The organism is Ruegeria sp. CDSB013 (assembly GCF_059611165.1).
The window spans coordinates 52,835-69,915 of sequence record NZ_JBXWPA010000010.1; the positions used below are offsets into that span (position 1 = coordinate 52,835).

Genomic DNA, 17,081 nt, shown 5'->3' on the forward strand with positions numbered 1-17,081 from the left:
GCGCGGTATCTGAGACGTTGTGCCCTGATCCCGGCACTCAGACGAAAGCTAAAATGGGATCGGCGGCAATGGGGCCGCCATGCAAACGGGAGACCCGCAGGGGCGGGAGTGCTCCCATCTAGGATACGCATATGTTTGATGTAACGAAAAAATCTATGCAGTGGGGCGAAGAGACGCTCACACTGGAAACCGGCAAGGTTGCCCGTCAGGCCGACGGCAGCGTGATCGCGACACTGGGCGAAACCAGCGTCATGGCGAACGTGACCTTTGCACGGCAGCAAAAACCGGGTCAGGACTTTTTCCCTCTGACCGTCCACTATCAGGAAAAATACTATGCCGCCGGTAAGGTTCCGGGTGGCTTCTTCAAGCGCGAGGCACGCCCGACCGAAAAAGAGACGCTGACTGCGCGTCTGATCGACCGTCCGATCCGCCCGCTGTTCGTTGACGGCTTCAAAAACGAAGTTCTGGTGATGTGCACCGTGCTGTCCCACGATCTGGTCAACGACCCCGACATGGTTGCGATGATCGCTGCCTCGGCTGCGCTGACTATTTCCGGCGCGCCGTTCATGGGTCCGATCGCCGGTGCCCGCGTTGGTTTTGAGGACGGTGAATACATTCTGAACCCGACCGTCGATGACATGCAGGACCTGCGCCTGAACCCTGAACAGCGCCTGGACCTGGTTGTTGCCGGCACCAAAGACGCCGTGATGATGGTTGAATCGGAAGCCTACGAGCTCTCTGAGGCCGAAATGCTGGGTGCGGTCAAATTCGCGCATGAGCAGATTCAGCCTGTGATCGACCTGATCATCGCACTGGCCGAAGACGCCGCGAAAGAGCCGTTTGACTTCCAAGCGCCTGACTATTCGGAGCTGTCCGCCGCTGTCAAAGCAGCCGGTGAAGAGCAGATGCGCGCCGCCTTCGCAATCACCGACAAGCAAGAGCGCACTGCCGCTGTTGCCGAAGCGCGTGCCGCGATCAAAGAAGCGCTGACCGAAGAGCAACTGGAAGACGGCAATCTTAGCTCTGCGATGAAGAAGCTGGAAGCAGGTATCCTGCGCGGTGACGTTGTCAAAGGCGGCAAGCGGATCGACGGTCGTTCGACCACCGACATCCGTTCGATTGTTGCAGAAACCTCGATGCTGCCCCGAACTCACGGTTCCGCCCTGTTCACCCGCGGTGAAACGCAGGCGCTGGCCGTGACCACGCTGGGCACCGGCGACGATGAGCAGTTCATCGACGCGCTGCATGGCAACTTCAAATCTAACTTCCTGCTGCACTATAACTTCCCTCCGTATTCGGTTGGTGAAGTTGGCCGGGTCATGGGCCCTGGCCGTCGCGAGATCGGCCACGGCAAGCTGGCATGGCGCGCCTTACAGGCGGTTCTGCCTGCGGCGACCGACTTCCCCTACACGATCCGTATCGTTTCGGAGATCACTGAATCCAACGGCTCCAGCTCGATGGCGTCTGTCTGCGGCGGTTCGCTGTCGATGATGGATGCGGGTGTTCCGCTGAAATCAGCCGTTGCCGGTGTGGCCATGGGCCTGATCCTGGAAGATGACGGCAAATATGCCATCCTGTCGGACATTCTGGGTGACGAAGACCACCTGGGCGACATGGATTTCAAAGTTGCAGGTACCGAAAACGGCATCACCTCGCTGCAGATGGATATTAAGGTTGCAGGCATCACGCCCGAGATCATGGAGAAAGCCCTGGCGCAAGCCAAGGACGGCCGGATGCACATTCTGGGTGAGATGGGCAAAGCCTTGTCCGAGACCAACGATTTCTCGGTCCACGCCCCGCGCATCGAAACCATGAATATTCCGACCGACAAGATCCGCGAAGTGATCGGCTCGGGCGGTAAGGTCATCCGCGAGATCGTTGAGGTTTCGGGTGCCAAGGTCGACATCAACGACGACGGCGTCATCAAGATCGCCTCGCCCGATGGTGAATCGATCAAGAAGGCCTATGAGATGATCCACTCGATCGTCGCCGAGCCGGAAGAAGGTCAGATCTACACCGGTAAAGTGGTCAAGATCGTCGACTTCGGCGCCTTCGTGAACTTCTTTGGCAAGCGCGACGGTCTGGTCCACGTGTCTCAGATCGAAAACCGCCGCCTGAACCATCCGTCGGATGTTCTGAAGGAAGGTCAGGAAGTAAAGGTCAAGCTGCTGGGCTTTGACGACCGCGGCAAGGTCCGCCTGTCGATGAAAGTCGTCGATCAGGAAACCGGCGAAGAGATCGTGCCCGAGAAGAAAGAAAAGAAAGAGGAAAGCGCAGAGTAATCTGTTCTTCTTTCAATTGATCAAGGCCCCGGTGGAAACGCCGGGGCCTTTTTTCGTTTCGAGCTATGACCGCCCAGCCAAGGACGGATCGGTCAATTATTGCCATAAATATCTGAATGTGTGCGAGTTCACAGTCAGATGTATTTCTTCATGAAAGGTTACGCTAGGGAAGCAATCCATCCCTTAAGACCACCCGTATTTCAGCAGCCGGGCAATCCGCTCGGCCGAACGGTGATCCTGTGTTTTGAAAGGCGTGACATGACCCTGAGGACCTTCAAGGAACGCGTCATCCAGACCGGCAGCTTCGAGCTGATCGGGATCGCTTTTGTCTCACCCGTATACGCTTATTTGACCGGCGCATCGATGGTGCACGGGTTCGCTATGATCGCCATGCTATCGATTGTGATCATGATCTGGTGCCCGATCTTCAATACTATATTCGATCTGATTGAGCGGGGCAAAACGGCTCGGTTGGCCTGCAAACGCCCCCAATCGGTGCGCGTTCTTCATGCCACATTGCATGAGGTTACGGCAGTCATGATCACCTGCCCACTTTTGATGATGGTTGGTGGGCATTCTCTGGGATCAGCGCTTGCGCTCAATGTCGGTCTGACACTGACTTATACGGTTTACACCTACCTGTTCCACATCATCTATGATCGCGTGCGGCCGATTAAGCCAAGCTTGGAAAAGAACGAAGCTGGCCAAAGCGAACATCTGACTGGTGAAGCCGCTGCAGCCTGATCCTTGCTGACAAGTCAAATACCCAGAACGTCAGTGCGCCACGCCAGACGGCCCGTGTTTCATCACATGCCACTGCCCATAACTGTCGTTCAAATCCAGTTTGATCGCCGCATCTGCCTTGGTCGATGCACTGCCAATCTCGGCCAGGGTGAATTCTATACCACCGGGAATGTCGATCCGTACACGATGCGGGCCACCACCATGTGGGGCCTCGATGGGACGGCCGGTTGAGCTCAGCACCTCACCGATTGAGACTTTGGCGGTGCGCCCATCCATGTCCATCTCAAAATCAATCGGCACATACAGGGTCTCGTGAACGGTGTCGCACATCGTGCGGAATACATGCCAGTGGGTTGCCATTTCCTCGGTCTCTTCACCGTGAAAGACTTTTTCCAATGCGACCCGTTGCGCTTCCGAGGCGCTTGGGTCGATGATCACCTGCATCTGGCCGCCGCCCTCAAAGATCGGGCCGGGCCAGGCGTAGATCAGCGCAGCTTTTGTGCCAGCAAGGTCGGTGTCGCCAAAATGCCCTTTGGAAACCTCAAGCACCTCAAAGCCGCGGCAATTTCCATGGGTTGGTAATTCTTCGAACTGGCAAGGGCAGGCATAGCCGCAATTGCAGTTCCCGAATGCTTCGCCTTCAACGTACCAATCTGTGAATTCCATCGTCTTCTCCTGTTTTACACAGTCTGAACGCCCGACGCCGTGTTTAAATGCCTGTAGATTTCCCCCGCATAACCCTAGCACAATTCGGGCAAATGCAGAACCAGGCGACCTGAATCCGCATTTTCCGGGATAAACCTTGGTCCAATTCCCTGCGTTTCAACCAAAAGCCAATCGCAGCGCACTCGGCTTGCCCCCAGTTCCATCCCGTCACCGAGACACAAAAAGGAGATGTAAAATGGAAACCTTGAAACTGCTGACACTGACCGGATTGATTGCAACAGCGCCGGTTCTTGCACTGGCCAATGTCGGACTGGGCGACAAATTGGGCACCAGTGAGGCCGATATCCGCACGACCCTAGAGGCGCAGGGATACCAGATTGAAGAGATCGAATTCGAAGACGGTGAGATCGAGGTTGAACTCATCAAAGATGGTGTAGAAACTGAACTTGTCGTGTCCGAGACCGACGGCGTGGTAACTGCCATCGAACTCGAACAGGACGATGACTGACCCGACGAACCCTCAGGAGCCTCATGAAGCTTTCACAAACGTCATTGCTTTGGCTCCTTCTGGTGGTGCAGGCCGTCTGCGCCGCCTTTTTCGTGACCGACGCGATGTTGGACTGGACCGGTGGGGAAAGCGCGGGCTTTCGCCACCTGCATAGTTTCGAACTGGTTCTGGCGCTGGCATTGATCGGCGGACTTGCCGCAACGATTGCACTGATCAGGTCCCAGAACAGGCGTGTGCGCGACATGCAGCGACAGCTGAGTGTCGCGCAGGGCGCGTTTGCTCAACTCATTGCCTCTCAATTCACTGAGTGGAACCTGAGTGATGCTGAGCGCGACGTTGCCCTGTTGTCTATCAAGGGTCTGTCAATTGCGGACATCGCGACATTGCGGCAAACCAAAGAAGGCACGGTCAAAGCGCAATGCGCAGCGGTGTATCGCAAGGCAGGAGTTACGGGACGCGTGCAATTGCTGAGCTACTTCATCGATGAGCTGCTTTCCGAACCTTTGCTGACAAACAGTTCCGAAAGGTCGAATTCGACCACATAGACCGTGAACCAAAGTGTTAGCTCGGTGCTGATCTTATTCACTCACATCTGCCCAATATCCTGTGAATTGAAGTGAAGGGCTGTTGCCTTTCATTCCTGCCTCTACTGCCCACATGTGCGCCATAACAAATGTGGAACAAAGGACATGGTCATGGTTACGCGTCTTCTTCTCGCCTCGACAGCTTTGACGATCAGCGCGTCCGCGCTGGCCGCGCAGAGCCTGTCGGATGATCTCTATCTTCAGGGCTTTGCCGGGTACAGCCAGCTGCAGGACAGCGACTTTAGCGGCACAATCAATGGATCGTCGCAGTCGGTGGATACCGATTTCGATGGCGGCTATGGGCTGGGCATCGCGGTCGGCAAAGAGATCCCGCAGTGGTCGAACGATCAGTTTGGCGCCCGGATCGAGCTGGAGCTGTCCTACCGCGACAACGACGTGGATGGCGTCAATTTTTCAGGCAACGGACCCGGCGCAGAAGGCAACATTTCGGGTGACGTGTCGCAGACATCGCTGTTCGCCAATGTGCTGGTCGATTTCAAACAGGCAGGGGCCTTCACGCCCTATGTCGGTCTGGGTCTGGGTGCCACCTATTCTGATCTGGACTTTGTCTACGGGCCGGGCGTTGAACTTAACGACACCGACACCACCTTTGCTGCGCAAATTATTGCCGGTGTAGCCTATGAGATCAGCCCAAATACATCTCTGACCCTGGACACCCGATATGCCCGCGCATTCGACGTATCCTCGGCACGTTTGGCACCAAACGGTGCGTCTACGGGTACGGTCGAGGATGATATCGACGCCTTCAGCGTCAATGTCGGACTGCGTTACGGTTTCTGATGGATCACGGGGAAGTGTTTCTTTCGGGTTTCTCTTCCCCCTTTCGTTATCGTGTTCTATGCACTGTGGCATGAGGACTTTTGTCATCCATATGACAGCAAGCACAGCGCGGCGACCCAATGCCGAAAGGCTGTGTGCCAGTCTGCCCGATGCGGAACTGTTCGAGGCCGTCAATGGGAAGGACCCCGCTCAAATCGCGGATGTACAATTGTTTCCGGGCGATTTGTATCGCCCCAGATACCCTTTTCCGCTACGCCCTGCGGAGATCGGAATTTTCGCGAGCCATCGGCGAATCTGGCGCAAGCTCGTTGATGAAAAGATCGACCGCGCTATCATTACCGAGGATGATTTGCGCATAGATCCGTGTCGTATGGCCTATGCGTTAGAGATGCTGGATCCGCTTGCAACCCCGGATCACTATATCCGAATTCCCGTGAAACAACGCGAGGATGCGGCACGAACGCTTATAAAGCAAAATGGATTGCGCCTGATCCTGCCAAAAGTCATTGGCTTGCAATGCGTCTGCCAGGTGGTCGGGCGCCGTGCGGCTGAGCGGTTGCTTGCCGTAACCGACCAGATTGACCGACCGGTCGACACGTTCCTGCAAATGCACTGGGTGACTGGGCAGCCGATCCTTTCCTTGCAAGGAAGCGGCAATCAGGAAGTCGCACAAGAAATCGGCGGTTCGACCATACAGGCAAGCCCGCCGCTGGCCGACAAGCTAACGCGTGAGTTCAAACGCGCTGCCTACCGTCGGAAACTGTATCAGCACCCTCAACGATACGCAGCTTAGTCACCCTTGAAGGCGGATTGGAATCGGGCAGAACTTATCGCCCTGCCCGAGCTACTTTAGCTGGGCGCTTTGGTTTTACGCAGATACGGAAAGATGGTTTCAAACTCACCGAACTTTTCTTTTGCCTCATCATTCGACACGGCCGGCGGGATGATCACGTCTTCGCCCGGCACCCAGTTCGCGGGGGTGGCCACGCCCTTGGCACTCATCTGCAGACCATCCAGCGCGCGCAGGATTTCGGCAAAATTTCGGCCCACGGTCATCGGGTAGGTCATCGACAGTTTCAACTGTTTGTCAGGGCCGATAATAAAGACCGAACGCACGGTTGCACTGTCGGCAGGGGTGCGGCCATCGGGCAGGTACGCCTCGGCTGGCAGCATGTCGAATGCCTTGGACACGGCCAGGCCGTCGTCGGCGATGATCGGAAAGCCGGGGTTGGCGTTGCCATACGCCTCGATGTCCTTCTTCCACTTCTTGTGGTCCTCGACACCATCGACTGAGACGCCCATCACCTTGGTATTGCGGGCTGCCCATTCGTCGTTCAGCTGTGCAACGGCCGAAAACTCAGTGGTACAGACCGGCGTGAAATCCTTGGGGTGTGAGAACAGGATCGCCCAGCTGTCACCGATCCAGTCATGGAACTGAACAGTGCCCTGATCCGTCTCTGCAGTGAAATTCGGAACGGTGTCATTGATGCGCAAACCCATGGGGCATCTCCTTTTTTGTGAAACAAACCGAGTCGGTTGCTGGAAACCTAATAACTCTGCGCCATTGTTAAACCATTAGCTGCTTGAAAGGGTATTCATTTTTGAGGAAATTAATTTGATCAAATTGCGCCTTGCCACACCAATATGCCGGTGCCAGAGTGGCGCAAATTCCCGCCATCCGGGCCACGGGATCAGGAGGATACGTGATGATCGAGAAACGCAATTTCTACATTGACGGAACATGGGTCGCCCCATCTGCAGCGAATGATTTCGAGGTGATCAACCCCTCGACCGAGGAACCCTGCACGGTGATCTCACTGGGCGCGCAAGCTGATACCGACGCCGCAGTTGCTGCCGCAAAGGCCGCCCTGCCCGGCTGGATGGCCACACCGGTCGAAGATCGCATCGCGCTGGTCGAGAAACTGATCGAGATTTACCAATCCCGGTCCGAGGATTTGGCACAGGCGATGTCGCTTGAGATGGGCGCGCCGATCGACATGGCACGCACCCAGCAATCCGGTGCGGGCATGTATCACCTTGCTAACTTTGTGCGCGCAGCCAAAGCGTTCCAATTCGACCGCCCGCTGGGCGATCACGCGCCCAATGACAGGATCATCTATGAGGCCGTCGGTGTTGCCGCCCTGATCACGCCATGGAACTGGCCGATGAACCAAGTCACTCTCAAGGTTGGCGCGGCGGCGATTGCAGGCTGCACCATGGTTCTGAAACCCTCCGAACAAAGCCCGCTGAACGCAATGATTTTTGCCGAGATGATGGATGAGGCCGGCTTCCCCGCCGGTGTATTCAATCTGGTCAACGGCGATGGCGTGGGCGTCGGTTCCCAGCTTTCGGCGCATCCGGATGTGGATATGGTCAGCTTTACCGGCTCGACCCGCGCAGGCACAGCGATCTCAAAAAGTGCTGCAGACACCTTGAAGAAGGTACATCTGGAGCTGGGCGGCAAGGGTGCAAACGTGGTCTTTGCCGATGCCGATGAAAAGGCCGTCAAACGTGGTGTTCTGCACATGATGAACAACACCGGCCAAAGCTGTAATGCGCCCAGCCGCATGCTGGTGCAGCGCCCGATCTACGATCAGGCCGTGGAAACGGCGGCTGAAGTGGCCAGCATGGTTTCCGTGGGCAGCGCGCAGGAAGAAGGCCGCCATATCGGCCCCGTCGTGAACGAGGTGCAGTGGAACAAAATCCAGGACCTGATCCAGAAGGGCATCGATGAAGGCGCCCGGCTGGTAGCAGGCGGCACCGGTCGGCCCGAGGGGCTGAACAAGGGCTATTATGTACGTCCAACCGTCTTTGCCGACGCCAATAACCAGATGAACATCGCGCGCGAAGAGATCTTTGGCCCCGTCCTGACCATGATCCCCTTCGACACCGAAGAAGAGGCGGTCGAGATTGCCAACGACACGCCATACGGCCTGACCAATTACGTTCAGACACAAGACGGCGCGCGAGCAAATCGAATGGCGCGGGTACTGCGGTCCGGCATGGTCGAAATGAATGGCCAGTCGCGCAGTGCAGGATCACCGTTTGGCGGCATGAAACAGTCCGGCAACGGGCGCGAAGGCGGCTTGTGGGGGTTGGAAGACTTCCTTGAGGTCAAAGCCGTCGGTGGCTGGGCGGCAGAGTGACGCCAGACCAGAACTTAACAAAAGGGCGCGGCGGTGGTTACCCGCCGCGCCCTTTTCTTTACGTGGGTCGCACGATCAGTTGCGGTTGGCCGTCCGAGGTATGCCGTGTGGATCGGCCATCCCAGCCAATCTCACCGGTTACGCGCTGACGATAGGCCGAGAAGCTGTCGAATTGAACGACATCCACGGGGGTGTCAAAGTGTAAGGTAACGCGCCGATGCGACCCGTCACCCAACAGGGTCATACCACGGATTTCCGCCCTGAACGGCTGCCCCAGATAGAACCCTTCAACCCGATCACCAACACGCAAATGCATGCGATTTCCGGCCATTGCGTGCAACGTATTCCAATCGCGCACCCCATGTTGATGCGCCAGCAATTCCAGCGATTCACAATGCGAGAGCGTGACCCCCGCTCCGCGCAGCCTGTCGCGCAGTCGTTTTGCCTGCGCTTTTAGCTCCTCAAGTGGAGCAATACTGTTTGAACGTGTCATTTCTTGCCTCGTTTCCTTAAACGGGCGCCAAGTCAGGACGGAGTTCGCATTACCATCCGCGCGCCAGAAAAGGGCAACAGATGTTCATCAACCGGGTTTCACCAATGCCAAATGGCAGCGAACGGCAGGGGACCCAAACCTGAAGGAAACCTTTGGCACCGGCAAGTGTATCTGTCAATCAGGCGCTGGCACTTTTCAACTCGCTGTCCGGTTCCAGATGGATGACAAAGACTGACCCCGGAAACTTCCTGTTCAGGGCCGCCTCGATATCGTCGCAGATGTCATGCGCGGCCGCGACCGACATGGCACCGTCGACGACAAGGTGAAACTCAACGAAAATCATGTTGGCTGACCTGCGACCGCGCAGATCATGATACTCAAGCGCCGGGCCTAAATTGGCTTCGATTGTTTCGCGGACAGACGTCAATTCTCCGTCGATCAGCGAAGCATCCATCAACCCGTCGACCGAGCTACGGATGACCTTCCAACCTTCCCACAAAATGTTAACGGCCACCAGAATCGCGATAATGGGATCAAGGATCAACCAACCTGTCGCCATCGCAATCAGCAACCCGACAACAACACCGACCGAGGTCATAATGTCGGTTAATATGTGCTTTCCGCTCGCCTCCAACGCCGGTGAGGATTCTCGTCGCCCAACCCGCAACAGCAGAAACGCCCAGATACCATTCAGGCACGTCGCGCCCACATTTATGGCAATGCCCAGGAACGGTTCCCCGGCCAGATGCGGATCAGGTAATGCGAAAACAGCTTCACGAATGATCAGCAGTGCGGCCAGAACAATCAGCGTCCCTTCGGCCACGGCCGACAGGTACTCGGCTTTCTTATGCCCGAACGGGTGTTTCTTGTCTGGCGGCATGCCAGATATCCGCACCGCAAAAAATGCAAGCAGAGCGGCCGCCACATTCACCACTGATTCCAAGGCGTCCGAGAGCAGGGCGACCGAGCCCGTCACCCACCAGGCCAGCAGTTTCAGCAGCAAAACCGCCACTGAAACCGGAATGGCCCACGCCGCGAATGTCTGTGTGATCTGCCTGCTGTCCTGCTTCATAGAATCTCACTATCACAGGATGCAGCAGCGCAAAGTTTGTTTTTGACGTGACTATGCGTCGGCCTGAGCGGCCTCGAATGCCAGCATTGCGCGTTTGACCGGCAAGCCCCAGTGATAGCCACCCAGCCCACCGGATTTGCGTAGCGCCCGGTGGCACGGGATCAGCCAGCTGACCGGGTTGCGGCCAACCGCAGTACCCACGGCGCGGACGGCTTGTGGCGATCCCACACGCTGCGCGATTTCGGAATAGGTAGTGACCTGGCCTGACGGAATGTGCATCAGCGCCTCCCAAACCTTGATTTGCAGGGGCGAACCAATAAGGTACAGCGGCGTAGGTTCCAACCGGTCGCTTGCCGCACCAAAGGCACTCAGCACCCAGGGACGCAGACGCATCGGATCCTCAATGAAATCCGCTTTTGGCCAACGCGAGATCATATCCTCCATCGCGGCCTCTTCACCGGTTTCAGCACCAAAAGCCATGCCGCAAATGCCCTTGTCGGTTCCCATCACCAGTGCCGGGCCAAATGGGCATTCGAACCAGCCCCAATAGATGGTTAGCCCGATGCCCCTGCGCGCGTATTCGCCGGGGCTCATAGATTCCCATTTCAGGAACAAATCGTGCAGACGGCCACTGCCGGACAGGCCGACGTTATGCGCGGTTTCCAACGTGGTGAACCGTTCCCGCAACAATGCCTTGGCATGGCCCAGCGTCAGATATTGCTGGTAGCGTTTCGGCGATACCCCGGTCCAACGCGAGAACAGGCGCTGGAAATGCGCCGGGCTCATATCCATCTGACGGGCTAGCTCTTCCAGGCTCAGGCCCTCACCGCCCTGATCAATCAGGTCGATCGCGCGGCGCATGACGTTGTAGTGGTATCCGCTTTCTGGTGTCTGGACGTTCATGGCTATTACCTCATTGTCTTGACCAGACCATAGCGCGCAGGTTACGCCCTCGCGACCCGGAACTTGCGCATTGGCTTTGGACTTGTATCGACGCGCCCCGAACGGCATTAAGACGCGGATGGCAAAACAACTCGGATATCACCGGATCCGCGAGATCTTTACGCGCTTTCAGGAAGCCGACCCCGAACCCAAGGGCGAGCTTGAGCATGTCAACGTCTATACTCTGGTGGTCGCCGTGGCCCTGTCTGCTCAGGCCACCGATGTCGGTGTGAACAAGGCGACACGCGCCTTGTTCAAGATCGCCGACACACCGCAAAAGATGCTGGATCTGGGCGAAGAAGGTCTGATTGAACACATCAAGACCATTGGCCTGTTTCGGCAAAAGGCGAAGAACGTCATTAAACTCAGCCGTATTCTGGTCGACGATTATGGCGGCGAGGTTCCCAATTCCCGCGCAGCCCTGCAATCGCTGCCGGGTGTAGGCCGCAAGACGGCCAATGTGGTGTTGAACATGTGGTGGCGGTATCCGGCGCAGGCTGTGGACACGCATATCTTCCGTGTAGGCAATCGCACCGGCATTTGCCCCGGCAAGAATGTGGACGCCGTCGAACGCGCCATCGAAGACAATATCCCAACCGACTTTCAGCTGCATGCGCATCACTGGCTGATCCTGCATGGCCGCTATCACTGCAAGGCGCGCAAACCCATGTGCGGCACCTGCATCATCCGCGATCTCTGCGAATTTGAGGACAAGAACTTATGAAAACCTACCAACTGACCGGCATCGGAAACGCTGTTGTGGACGTGATTTCCCAAGCCGACGACAGTTTCCTGGAGCTGATGGGCATCGAAAAAGGCATCATGCAACTGATCGAGCAGGAGCGTGGCGAAGTCCTCTATGCCTCGATGGAAGGCCGGGTTCAGACGCCGGGTGGTTCGGTTGCCAACACGATCGCTGGCGCAGGTGCGCTGGGGCTGGATTCAGCGTTTATCGGACGCGTGCATGACGACGCCCTGGGCCGGTTCTATGCAGATGCGATGAACGAGGACGGCGTTGATTTCGTGAACCCTCCGGTACCGGGCGGCGAACTGCCAACGTCGCGCTCGATGATCTTTGTCTCGCCCGACGGTGAGCGGTCGATGAACACCTATCTGGGGATTTCCTCAGAGCTGTCGTCGCAAGACGTGTCAGATGCCGTCGCCGGAAACAGCCAGATCATGTTCCTTGAGGGCTATCTGTTCGACAAGGAAAAGGGAAAGGCCGCGTTTCTTGAGGCCGCGCGCGCGTGCCACAAAGGTGGCGGCAAGGCGGGTATCGCCATTTCCGACCCCTTCTGTGTGGAACGCCACCGTGTTGATTTCTTGCTGCTGATCGAAAACGAACTTGATTTCGTCATCGGCAACGAGGCCGAGATCAAATCCCTGTTCGAAACCGACGATCTGGAAGAGGCGCTGGCCAAAACCGCCGCGATCTGCCCGCTTGTTGTATGCACCCGCTCCGGCGACGGCGTGACTGTTCTAAGCGACGGGCAACGCGTCGACGTACCGGTCGCGAAAGTCGTGCCCGTGGACGCAACCGGTGCGGGCGATCAGTTTGCCGCCGGCTTCCTGTTTGGCATGGCCACAGGCCGCGATCACGAAACCTGCGCCAAGATTGGCAATATCTGCGCCCGCGAGGTCATCAGCCATATCGGCCCGCGCCCCGAGGCGAACATGCAGGAACTGCTGCGCGCCGAAGGGTTGCTGTAATCCGCTGACTAAGACCCAGCCGCCGCGTCGTTTAAAGCCCAGTCATACTGATACGCTTTGACGCGCGGCGTCTGCTGAAGAAGGGCGCGCAGCTCGGGTTTCGCTGCTGTCGCGATATAGGCCAGCACGGATTTTTCGTTTGGTCCGAAATCCTCACGGAACCAGATAAAGATCTTTGACAGGATCAATCCGCCGCGTTGGTCGAACTGCACGCCACGCGGGTCGTTGATATAGGCGTGCTCGGCGGCGGCAAAATCGTGCTCTAACGTCTCGGCCTGCCAAGCGCGGTCCATCAGATTGGGGCAACCTACAGCGGCACAGTTCAGCGCATAGTGGATGCGCGGTTCGCCAAATGTGGGCCGGATAATGCGGTGTTCGATGTCATTGAGGGTCAACTCCTGCCCGGCCACCTGCGTCAGAGGTTGATTCCACGGCCCAATCGAAAATCGTCCGTTCTTGATGTCGCGGATCGAAGCAACGGGATAGTTTTCAAGAACCACATCCACCGTCAACGCATTGTACAGGTTGATCCAATACGCCAGTTGCTGATCACGTGTCAGTCGCGCAGGGTCAACGGCTTGCAGATCGACCAGATATTCGTCCAGGCGCGCCCTGTCTGCCTGTGTCACCTGCCCATAAGTTACCCGGTTCACGCCCTGCCCGTCGGTCACTACATAGCGGTGCAGGAAAGCTGTCCAATCGCGGTGATCGACCTTTTCGCCCGGTGGGGACGCAAATCTGGTCAGGGTCTGCCCCGGCAATGCCTCGGGGGCGGGCAAGGCCAAACGCTCGACACTTGCGCATGCGGTCAAAACCGGAAGCAACAGCAGGATTAGAGGTTTTCTCATGATACGTCCTTTTGGTTCCGGCGCGTGGCCCGCAACTGCCCCTTGAGCCGTTTGAGCGGGGCCAGCCCGGGATCGCTCAGATCCGGCAGATCGGGTCCACCCGACAGGCGGGGAACGGCGGCATTCCACCAGCTTGGTCCAGACGGCCCGTCAACCCGGTCTGGCGCGGCCAGATGCATGTCACGCTGCGCGTTGTGAACGCACATGGACAGCGGCCCGTTCGCAGTGGCGACCATGAAGACGCAAGACGCACAGCGGTCTTCTTCGAGCGCATCGGCGGCCATAAAATTGTGGATAAACACTGACTGCCGACGGACGGGACCCTGCAACAACCCTCGACCCAACCGCAGCACGCAACCCAACAGATGTAGCCCGGCCCGCAGCGCCAACAGCGGGTTGCGCCTCACCATGCGCCAGACGCTGTCGCGGGTGTCGATATGGCCGTCTGCCGACTGATCGACGCGGCTGAGCGCTGCGATCACTTTGTGCGTCAGGCGCTTGGCGGACAAAAGCGAAACCGCGCGCCCGCCAGCGGTGACAACACTTGCATAGCGATTGCATTTTGCATGGCCCACGGCGGCCGTGTCGAAATGCAGAGGCGTTCCATATCCGGCCTCAACCGCGGCCATCACGCTTTCCTGCGTGATCGCGTCGGGCCGTTCGCGCAGCACTCCGCGCCCGGTATCGGCCTGCATCTGGAACGAGACAAAGGAGACCTCGGGGCAGTCTCGCATGAACCGCGCCAGCGCAGGCAATTCATCGAAGTTGCCGCCGAAAACGGTTGTGTTGAACAACAACCGCAGGCCCAGCCCACGCGTGTGCCGGATATAGGCTCGACGTACAACGTTCAGCTCAGTCTCGCTGTTGAACCCCTTGCGTTCCTGCGTCATGTCGACGTGAAAAGCCACGTCATCCAACCCCGCCGCCGCAAGCCGCGTCAGAAACGCCCGGCTGGCGCGAATGCCGTTGGTCATCAGGCACGACCGCATGCCCAGACGGCGAATTTCGCGGCACAGTGCCTCAAGGTCTTCCACCTTGCGCAGGGTCGGATCACCCCCCGTCAGCTGGACCGAGACACCGGGACCATAATGGCTGTGGATCGTGGCAAGACGCGCAAACAGAACCGACAGCGGTGGGTCATAGGTCATCTCGGCCCGGTCCGAGAGGTAACACAGTGTGCAATCCAGATTGCAGCGTTGCGTGACCTCAAGCGCGACGCAGGCGATGGGGTAGAACCGGCCTGCCGTCTGCCCTGCGCCATATTCCCCGCACCCTTGCAGACCGCCGCGCAAAGGCGCGCGACGGTCGGTGCCAGTAAACTTGCGTCCGGCAGGTTTTACAGAAGAGAGAGTTGGGGCCGTGTCCTTCATACCCGTCAAGCTAGACAGGTCGATCAGATGCGGCCACGCCCCCTCACGCCAACGTGCGGGATGGTGATTGAACTAGCCGCAGCACCCGCCGGATTGTTTCACCTGAGCGGTTGCAGGCGCTTCGTTCAGGTTCGCACCCCGCCCCAACCACGTCCGCTCTGCTAGATAGAAGTCCGCAAACTTGGTGGCAAAATCCTCGGACACGGTTTTCTCAGGGATACCAGTTGCCGGCAGAGCTTGTTGCCATGCTTTCACCTTGGGATAGTCAGCCAACATATCGTGCCCGCTGTGATCAGCCACAATTGCAGCGCGATGGAGCAACGGCAACCACGCCATATCGACATTGCCCAGCGCCTCACCCGTAAAGAACGGGCCGTCCCCAAGCTGCTTTTCCGCCTTTGCGAACGAGGCGTTCAGCTTGGTCGTCCGATCCGCAAAGATTGCCTGATCCGCGCTTTGCATTGCGCTGCACTGAACCAGATAATGCTTGCTGGCCTGATAGCTCCACGCGCGGCTCAGGGCGCGCTGTTCCGGTGTCAGGTCGGGCTGCAGCGGCGCGGTCACTTCGTCGAGGTATTCGGCAATCGCGTCCGACTCAAACAGTGCCGTGCCGCCTTCGGTCACCAGAATCGGAACCTGACCTGTCGGCGACAGGTCCAGAAACCAGTCCGGCTTGTCGCTGAGGCTGATATAGTCGATCTGATAGGGCACCTGCTTGGCTTCCAACAGCGCAGTGACGCACTGAACGAAGGGGCAGATTTTGAAACTGATGATACGGATCATTTGTCTTTCCTTTTGCTGGTTTCATCTGTCAGACGAAGCCCGCATCAAAAAGACGACGATCGGATCAACATTTTTTGCAGGTTTTCTGTTTTTCCTGAACGTCCGAGATATTACCCCGCACATCCATCGAGATATTGCAGCAATCCTCGAACGCTTTTCGCAGCTCTGCCCGGCCTTTTTGAACCCGGGATTTGAGCGTTGAATACGCCAGTCCTTGCGCCTGTGCGTAATCCTGTTGGGACACGCCATTGATGTCGATTGCCATCAGCATGTCCGCGGTTTCCCTCGGCAAACCGCGAATGAACGGTTCTACACAGCCCTCCAGGTCCTGACGCGTTTCCGGATCATCCCGGTGATACCAAAGATCATCCGGGTGCGCCTCGGCACGGCCGAATTTTCGGTAATGGTCGATGATTGTGCGGTCGGCCGTTTGAAACAACCAGGGCTGCAGTTTTGCCGAGTCTTTCAAGTTCGGCAGACCAGTGAAAACCTTGACCGAGATCTCTTGCAACAGGTCTTCCACATCCGCGGTGTTGGACACACGCGAATGCAGAAACGCCTTCAGGCGCGCGCGGTACTTGGGCCAGATGTCTTCAATGCGCATGCTGTTTTATGACAGGTGATCCGCAAAGGCGGCAACCACCTGCTGGTAAACCTCACGTTTGAACGGCACGATCTCGTCGATCAGCTTGCCTGGCTCCTGCCATTTCCATCGGGTGAATTCCGGATGCTTGGTCTGGATGTCGATCTGGTCGTCCTGGCCGGTAAATCGCAGAAGGTACCATTTCTGCTCTTGCCCGCGATAGCGGCCTTTCCAGATTTTGGGCACGATATCGTGGGGCAGATCATAAGGCAGCCAGCTGTCCGTCTCAGCCACGATCTCGACCAGGTCCGAGGTCACGCCGGTTTCCTCCCATAACTCACGTAGGGCTGCGTCCCGAGGGTCTTCGCCCTTGTCCACGCCGCCCTGGGGCATTTGCCATGCCTCCTTGTGGCGGTCATTGCGCTGGCCGACGAAAATCCTGCCCTCGGCATTCATCAGCATAAGCCCCACGCAAGGGCGATAGGGCAGTTTGGCGATCTCTTCGGGGGTCATGTGCAGCCTCGTGAATGTGCTTTGAGACGTCTGTAT

19 protein-coding genes are annotated in these 17,081 nt (G+C 57.6%); 9 read left to right on the forward strand and 10 right to left on the reverse strand.

Going from position 1 to position 17,081, the window contains the following annotated elements:
- The first annotated feature begins 131 nt into the window (after positions 1–131).
- Together pnp and AC2FJF_RS16580 are read left to right on the forward strand one after the other, a co-directional pair.
- Entirely contained in the window at positions 132–2,282 is a 2,151-nt protein-coding gene (gene pnp / locus AC2FJF_RS16575) for a polyribonucleotide nucleotidyltransferase (protein ID WP_496726365.1), read from the forward strand.
- A gap of 258 nt (positions 2,283–2,540) precedes the next feature.
- A complete protein-coding gene (locus AC2FJF_RS16580; RefSeq protein WP_496726366.1) occupies positions 2,541–3,026 on the forward strand; it encodes a PACE efflux transporter in 486 nt (161 codons plus the stop codon).
- A 30-nt stretch (positions 3,027–3,056) separates the two neighbouring features.
- On the opposite strand, the gene AC2FJF_RS16585 is transcribed toward AC2FJF_RS16580, so the two are convergent.
- Complete coding sequence (locus tag AC2FJF_RS16585) at positions 3,057–3,692, reverse strand: DUF1326 domain-containing protein (RefSeq protein WP_496726367.1); 636 nt, start codon at positions 3,690–3,692, stop codon at positions 3,057–3,059.
- 235 nt (positions 3,693–3,927) lie between these two features.
- On the opposite strand from AC2FJF_RS16585, the gene AC2FJF_RS16590 reads away from it, so the two are divergent.
- The 4 genes from AC2FJF_RS16590 to AC2FJF_RS16605 all read left to right on the forward strand — a co-directional run bounded on the left by AC2FJF_RS16590 (position 3,928) and on the right by AC2FJF_RS16605 (position 6,378).
- Positions 3,928–4,200 carry a PepSY domain-containing protein gene (locus AC2FJF_RS16590; protein ID WP_496726368.1) on the forward strand — a complete coding sequence of 91 codons (273 nt, stop codon included), beginning with the start codon at positions 3,928–3,930 and terminating at the stop codon, positions 4,198–4,200.
- Positions 4,201–4,223: 23 nt separating this feature from the next.
- The gene (locus tag AC2FJF_RS16595) at positions 4,224–4,745 is read left to right on the forward strand and encodes a helix-turn-helix transcriptional regulator (protein WP_109313601.1); all 522 of its coding nucleotides are present in this window, start codon (positions 4,224–4,226) and stop codon (positions 4,743–4,745) included.
- 150 nt (positions 4,746–4,895) lie between these two features.
- A complete protein-coding gene (locus AC2FJF_RS16600) occupies positions 4,896–5,585 on the forward strand; it encodes an outer membrane protein (protein WP_496726369.1) in 690 nt (229 codons plus the stop codon).
- Between the two features lie 70 nt (positions 5,586–5,655).
- Positions 5,656–6,378, forward strand: coding sequence for a glycosyltransferase family 25 protein (locus AC2FJF_RS16605; protein ID WP_496726370.1), 723 nt, complete (start codon positions 5,656–5,658; stop codon positions 6,376–6,378).
- 56 nt (positions 6,379–6,434) lie between these two features.
- Here the strand turns inward: AC2FJF_RS16605 and AC2FJF_RS16610 are convergent, their stop codons facing one another.
- Entirely contained in the window at positions 6,435–7,085 is a 651-nt protein-coding gene (locus tag AC2FJF_RS16610) for a peroxiredoxin (protein WP_058274981.1), read from the reverse strand.
- A gap of 206 nt (positions 7,086–7,291) precedes the next feature.
- Between AC2FJF_RS16610 and AC2FJF_RS16615 the strand changes: the two genes are divergently transcribed.
- A complete protein-coding gene (locus tag AC2FJF_RS16615; RefSeq protein WP_496726371.1) occupies positions 7,292–8,731 on the forward strand; it encodes an aldehyde dehydrogenase family protein in 1,440 nt (479 codons plus the stop codon).
- 58 nt (positions 8,732–8,789) lie between these two features.
- Here AC2FJF_RS16615 and AC2FJF_RS16620 read toward each other — a convergent pair whose 3' ends face one another.
- The 3 genes from AC2FJF_RS16620 to AC2FJF_RS16630 form a co-directional block, all read right to left on the reverse strand.
- Entirely contained in the window at positions 8,790–9,224 is a 435-nt protein-coding gene (locus tag AC2FJF_RS16620; protein ID WP_496726372.1) for a glyoxalase superfamily protein, read from the reverse strand.
- 178 nt (positions 9,225–9,402) lie between these two features.
- Entirely contained in the window at positions 9,403–10,296 is an 894-nt protein-coding gene (locus AC2FJF_RS16625; RefSeq protein WP_496726373.1) for a cation diffusion facilitator family transporter, read from the reverse strand.
- 51 nt (positions 10,297–10,347) lie between these two features.
- Entirely contained in the window at positions 10,348–11,199 is an 852-nt protein-coding gene (locus AC2FJF_RS16630) for a methylated-DNA--[protein]-cysteine S-methyltransferase (RefSeq protein ID WP_496726374.1), read from the reverse strand.
- Between the two features lie 118 nt (positions 11,200–11,317).
- Between AC2FJF_RS16630 and nth the strand changes: the two genes are divergently transcribed.
- Together nth and AC2FJF_RS16640 are read left to right on the forward strand one after the other, a co-directional pair.
- The gene (gene nth, locus AC2FJF_RS16635) at positions 11,318–11,962 is read left to right on the forward strand and encodes an endonuclease III (protein ID WP_113790925.1); all 645 of its coding nucleotides are present in this window, start codon (positions 11,318–11,320) and stop codon (positions 11,960–11,962) included.
- The gene (locus AC2FJF_RS16640) at positions 11,959–12,948 is read left to right on the forward strand and encodes an adenosine kinase (protein ID WP_496726375.1); all 990 of its coding nucleotides are present in this window, start codon (positions 11,959–11,961) and stop codon (positions 12,946–12,948) included. The genes nth and AC2FJF_RS16640 overlap by 4 nt, the downstream gene beginning before the upstream one ends.
- 8 nt (positions 12,949–12,956) lie before the next feature.
- Here AC2FJF_RS16640 and AC2FJF_RS16645 read toward each other — a convergent pair whose 3' ends face one another.
- The 5 genes from AC2FJF_RS16645 to AC2FJF_RS16665 form a co-directional block, all read right to left on the reverse strand.
- Entirely contained in the window at positions 12,957–13,796 is an 840-nt protein-coding gene (locus tag AC2FJF_RS16645; RefSeq protein WP_496726376.1) for a DUF547 domain-containing protein, read from the reverse strand.
- Positions 13,793–15,166: a radical SAM protein gene (locus AC2FJF_RS16650; protein ID WP_496726377.1), complete on the reverse strand. Its 1,374-nt coding sequence runs from the start codon at positions 15,164–15,166 to the stop codon at positions 13,793–13,795. The genes AC2FJF_RS16645 and AC2FJF_RS16650 overlap by 4 nt, the downstream gene beginning before the upstream one ends.
- A 72-nt stretch (positions 15,167–15,238) precedes the next feature.
- On the reverse strand, positions 15,239–15,949 hold the full coding sequence (locus AC2FJF_RS16655) for a glutathione S-transferase family protein (protein WP_496726378.1): 711 nt from the start codon (positions 15,947–15,949) through the stop codon (positions 15,239–15,241).
- Positions 15,950–16,013: 64 nt separating this feature from the next.
- Entirely contained in the window at positions 16,014–16,553 is a 540-nt protein-coding gene (sigZ, locus tag AC2FJF_RS16660; protein ID WP_496726379.1) for an RNA polymerase sigma factor SigZ, read from the reverse strand.
- A 6-nt stretch (positions 16,554–16,559) separates the two neighbouring features.
- Positions 16,560–17,045 carry an RNA pyrophosphohydrolase gene (locus AC2FJF_RS16665; protein WP_496726380.1) on the reverse strand — a complete coding sequence of 162 codons (486 nt, stop codon included), beginning with the start codon at positions 17,043–17,045 and terminating at the stop codon, positions 16,560–16,562.
- Between the last annotated feature and the right edge of the window lie 36 nt (positions 17,046–17,081).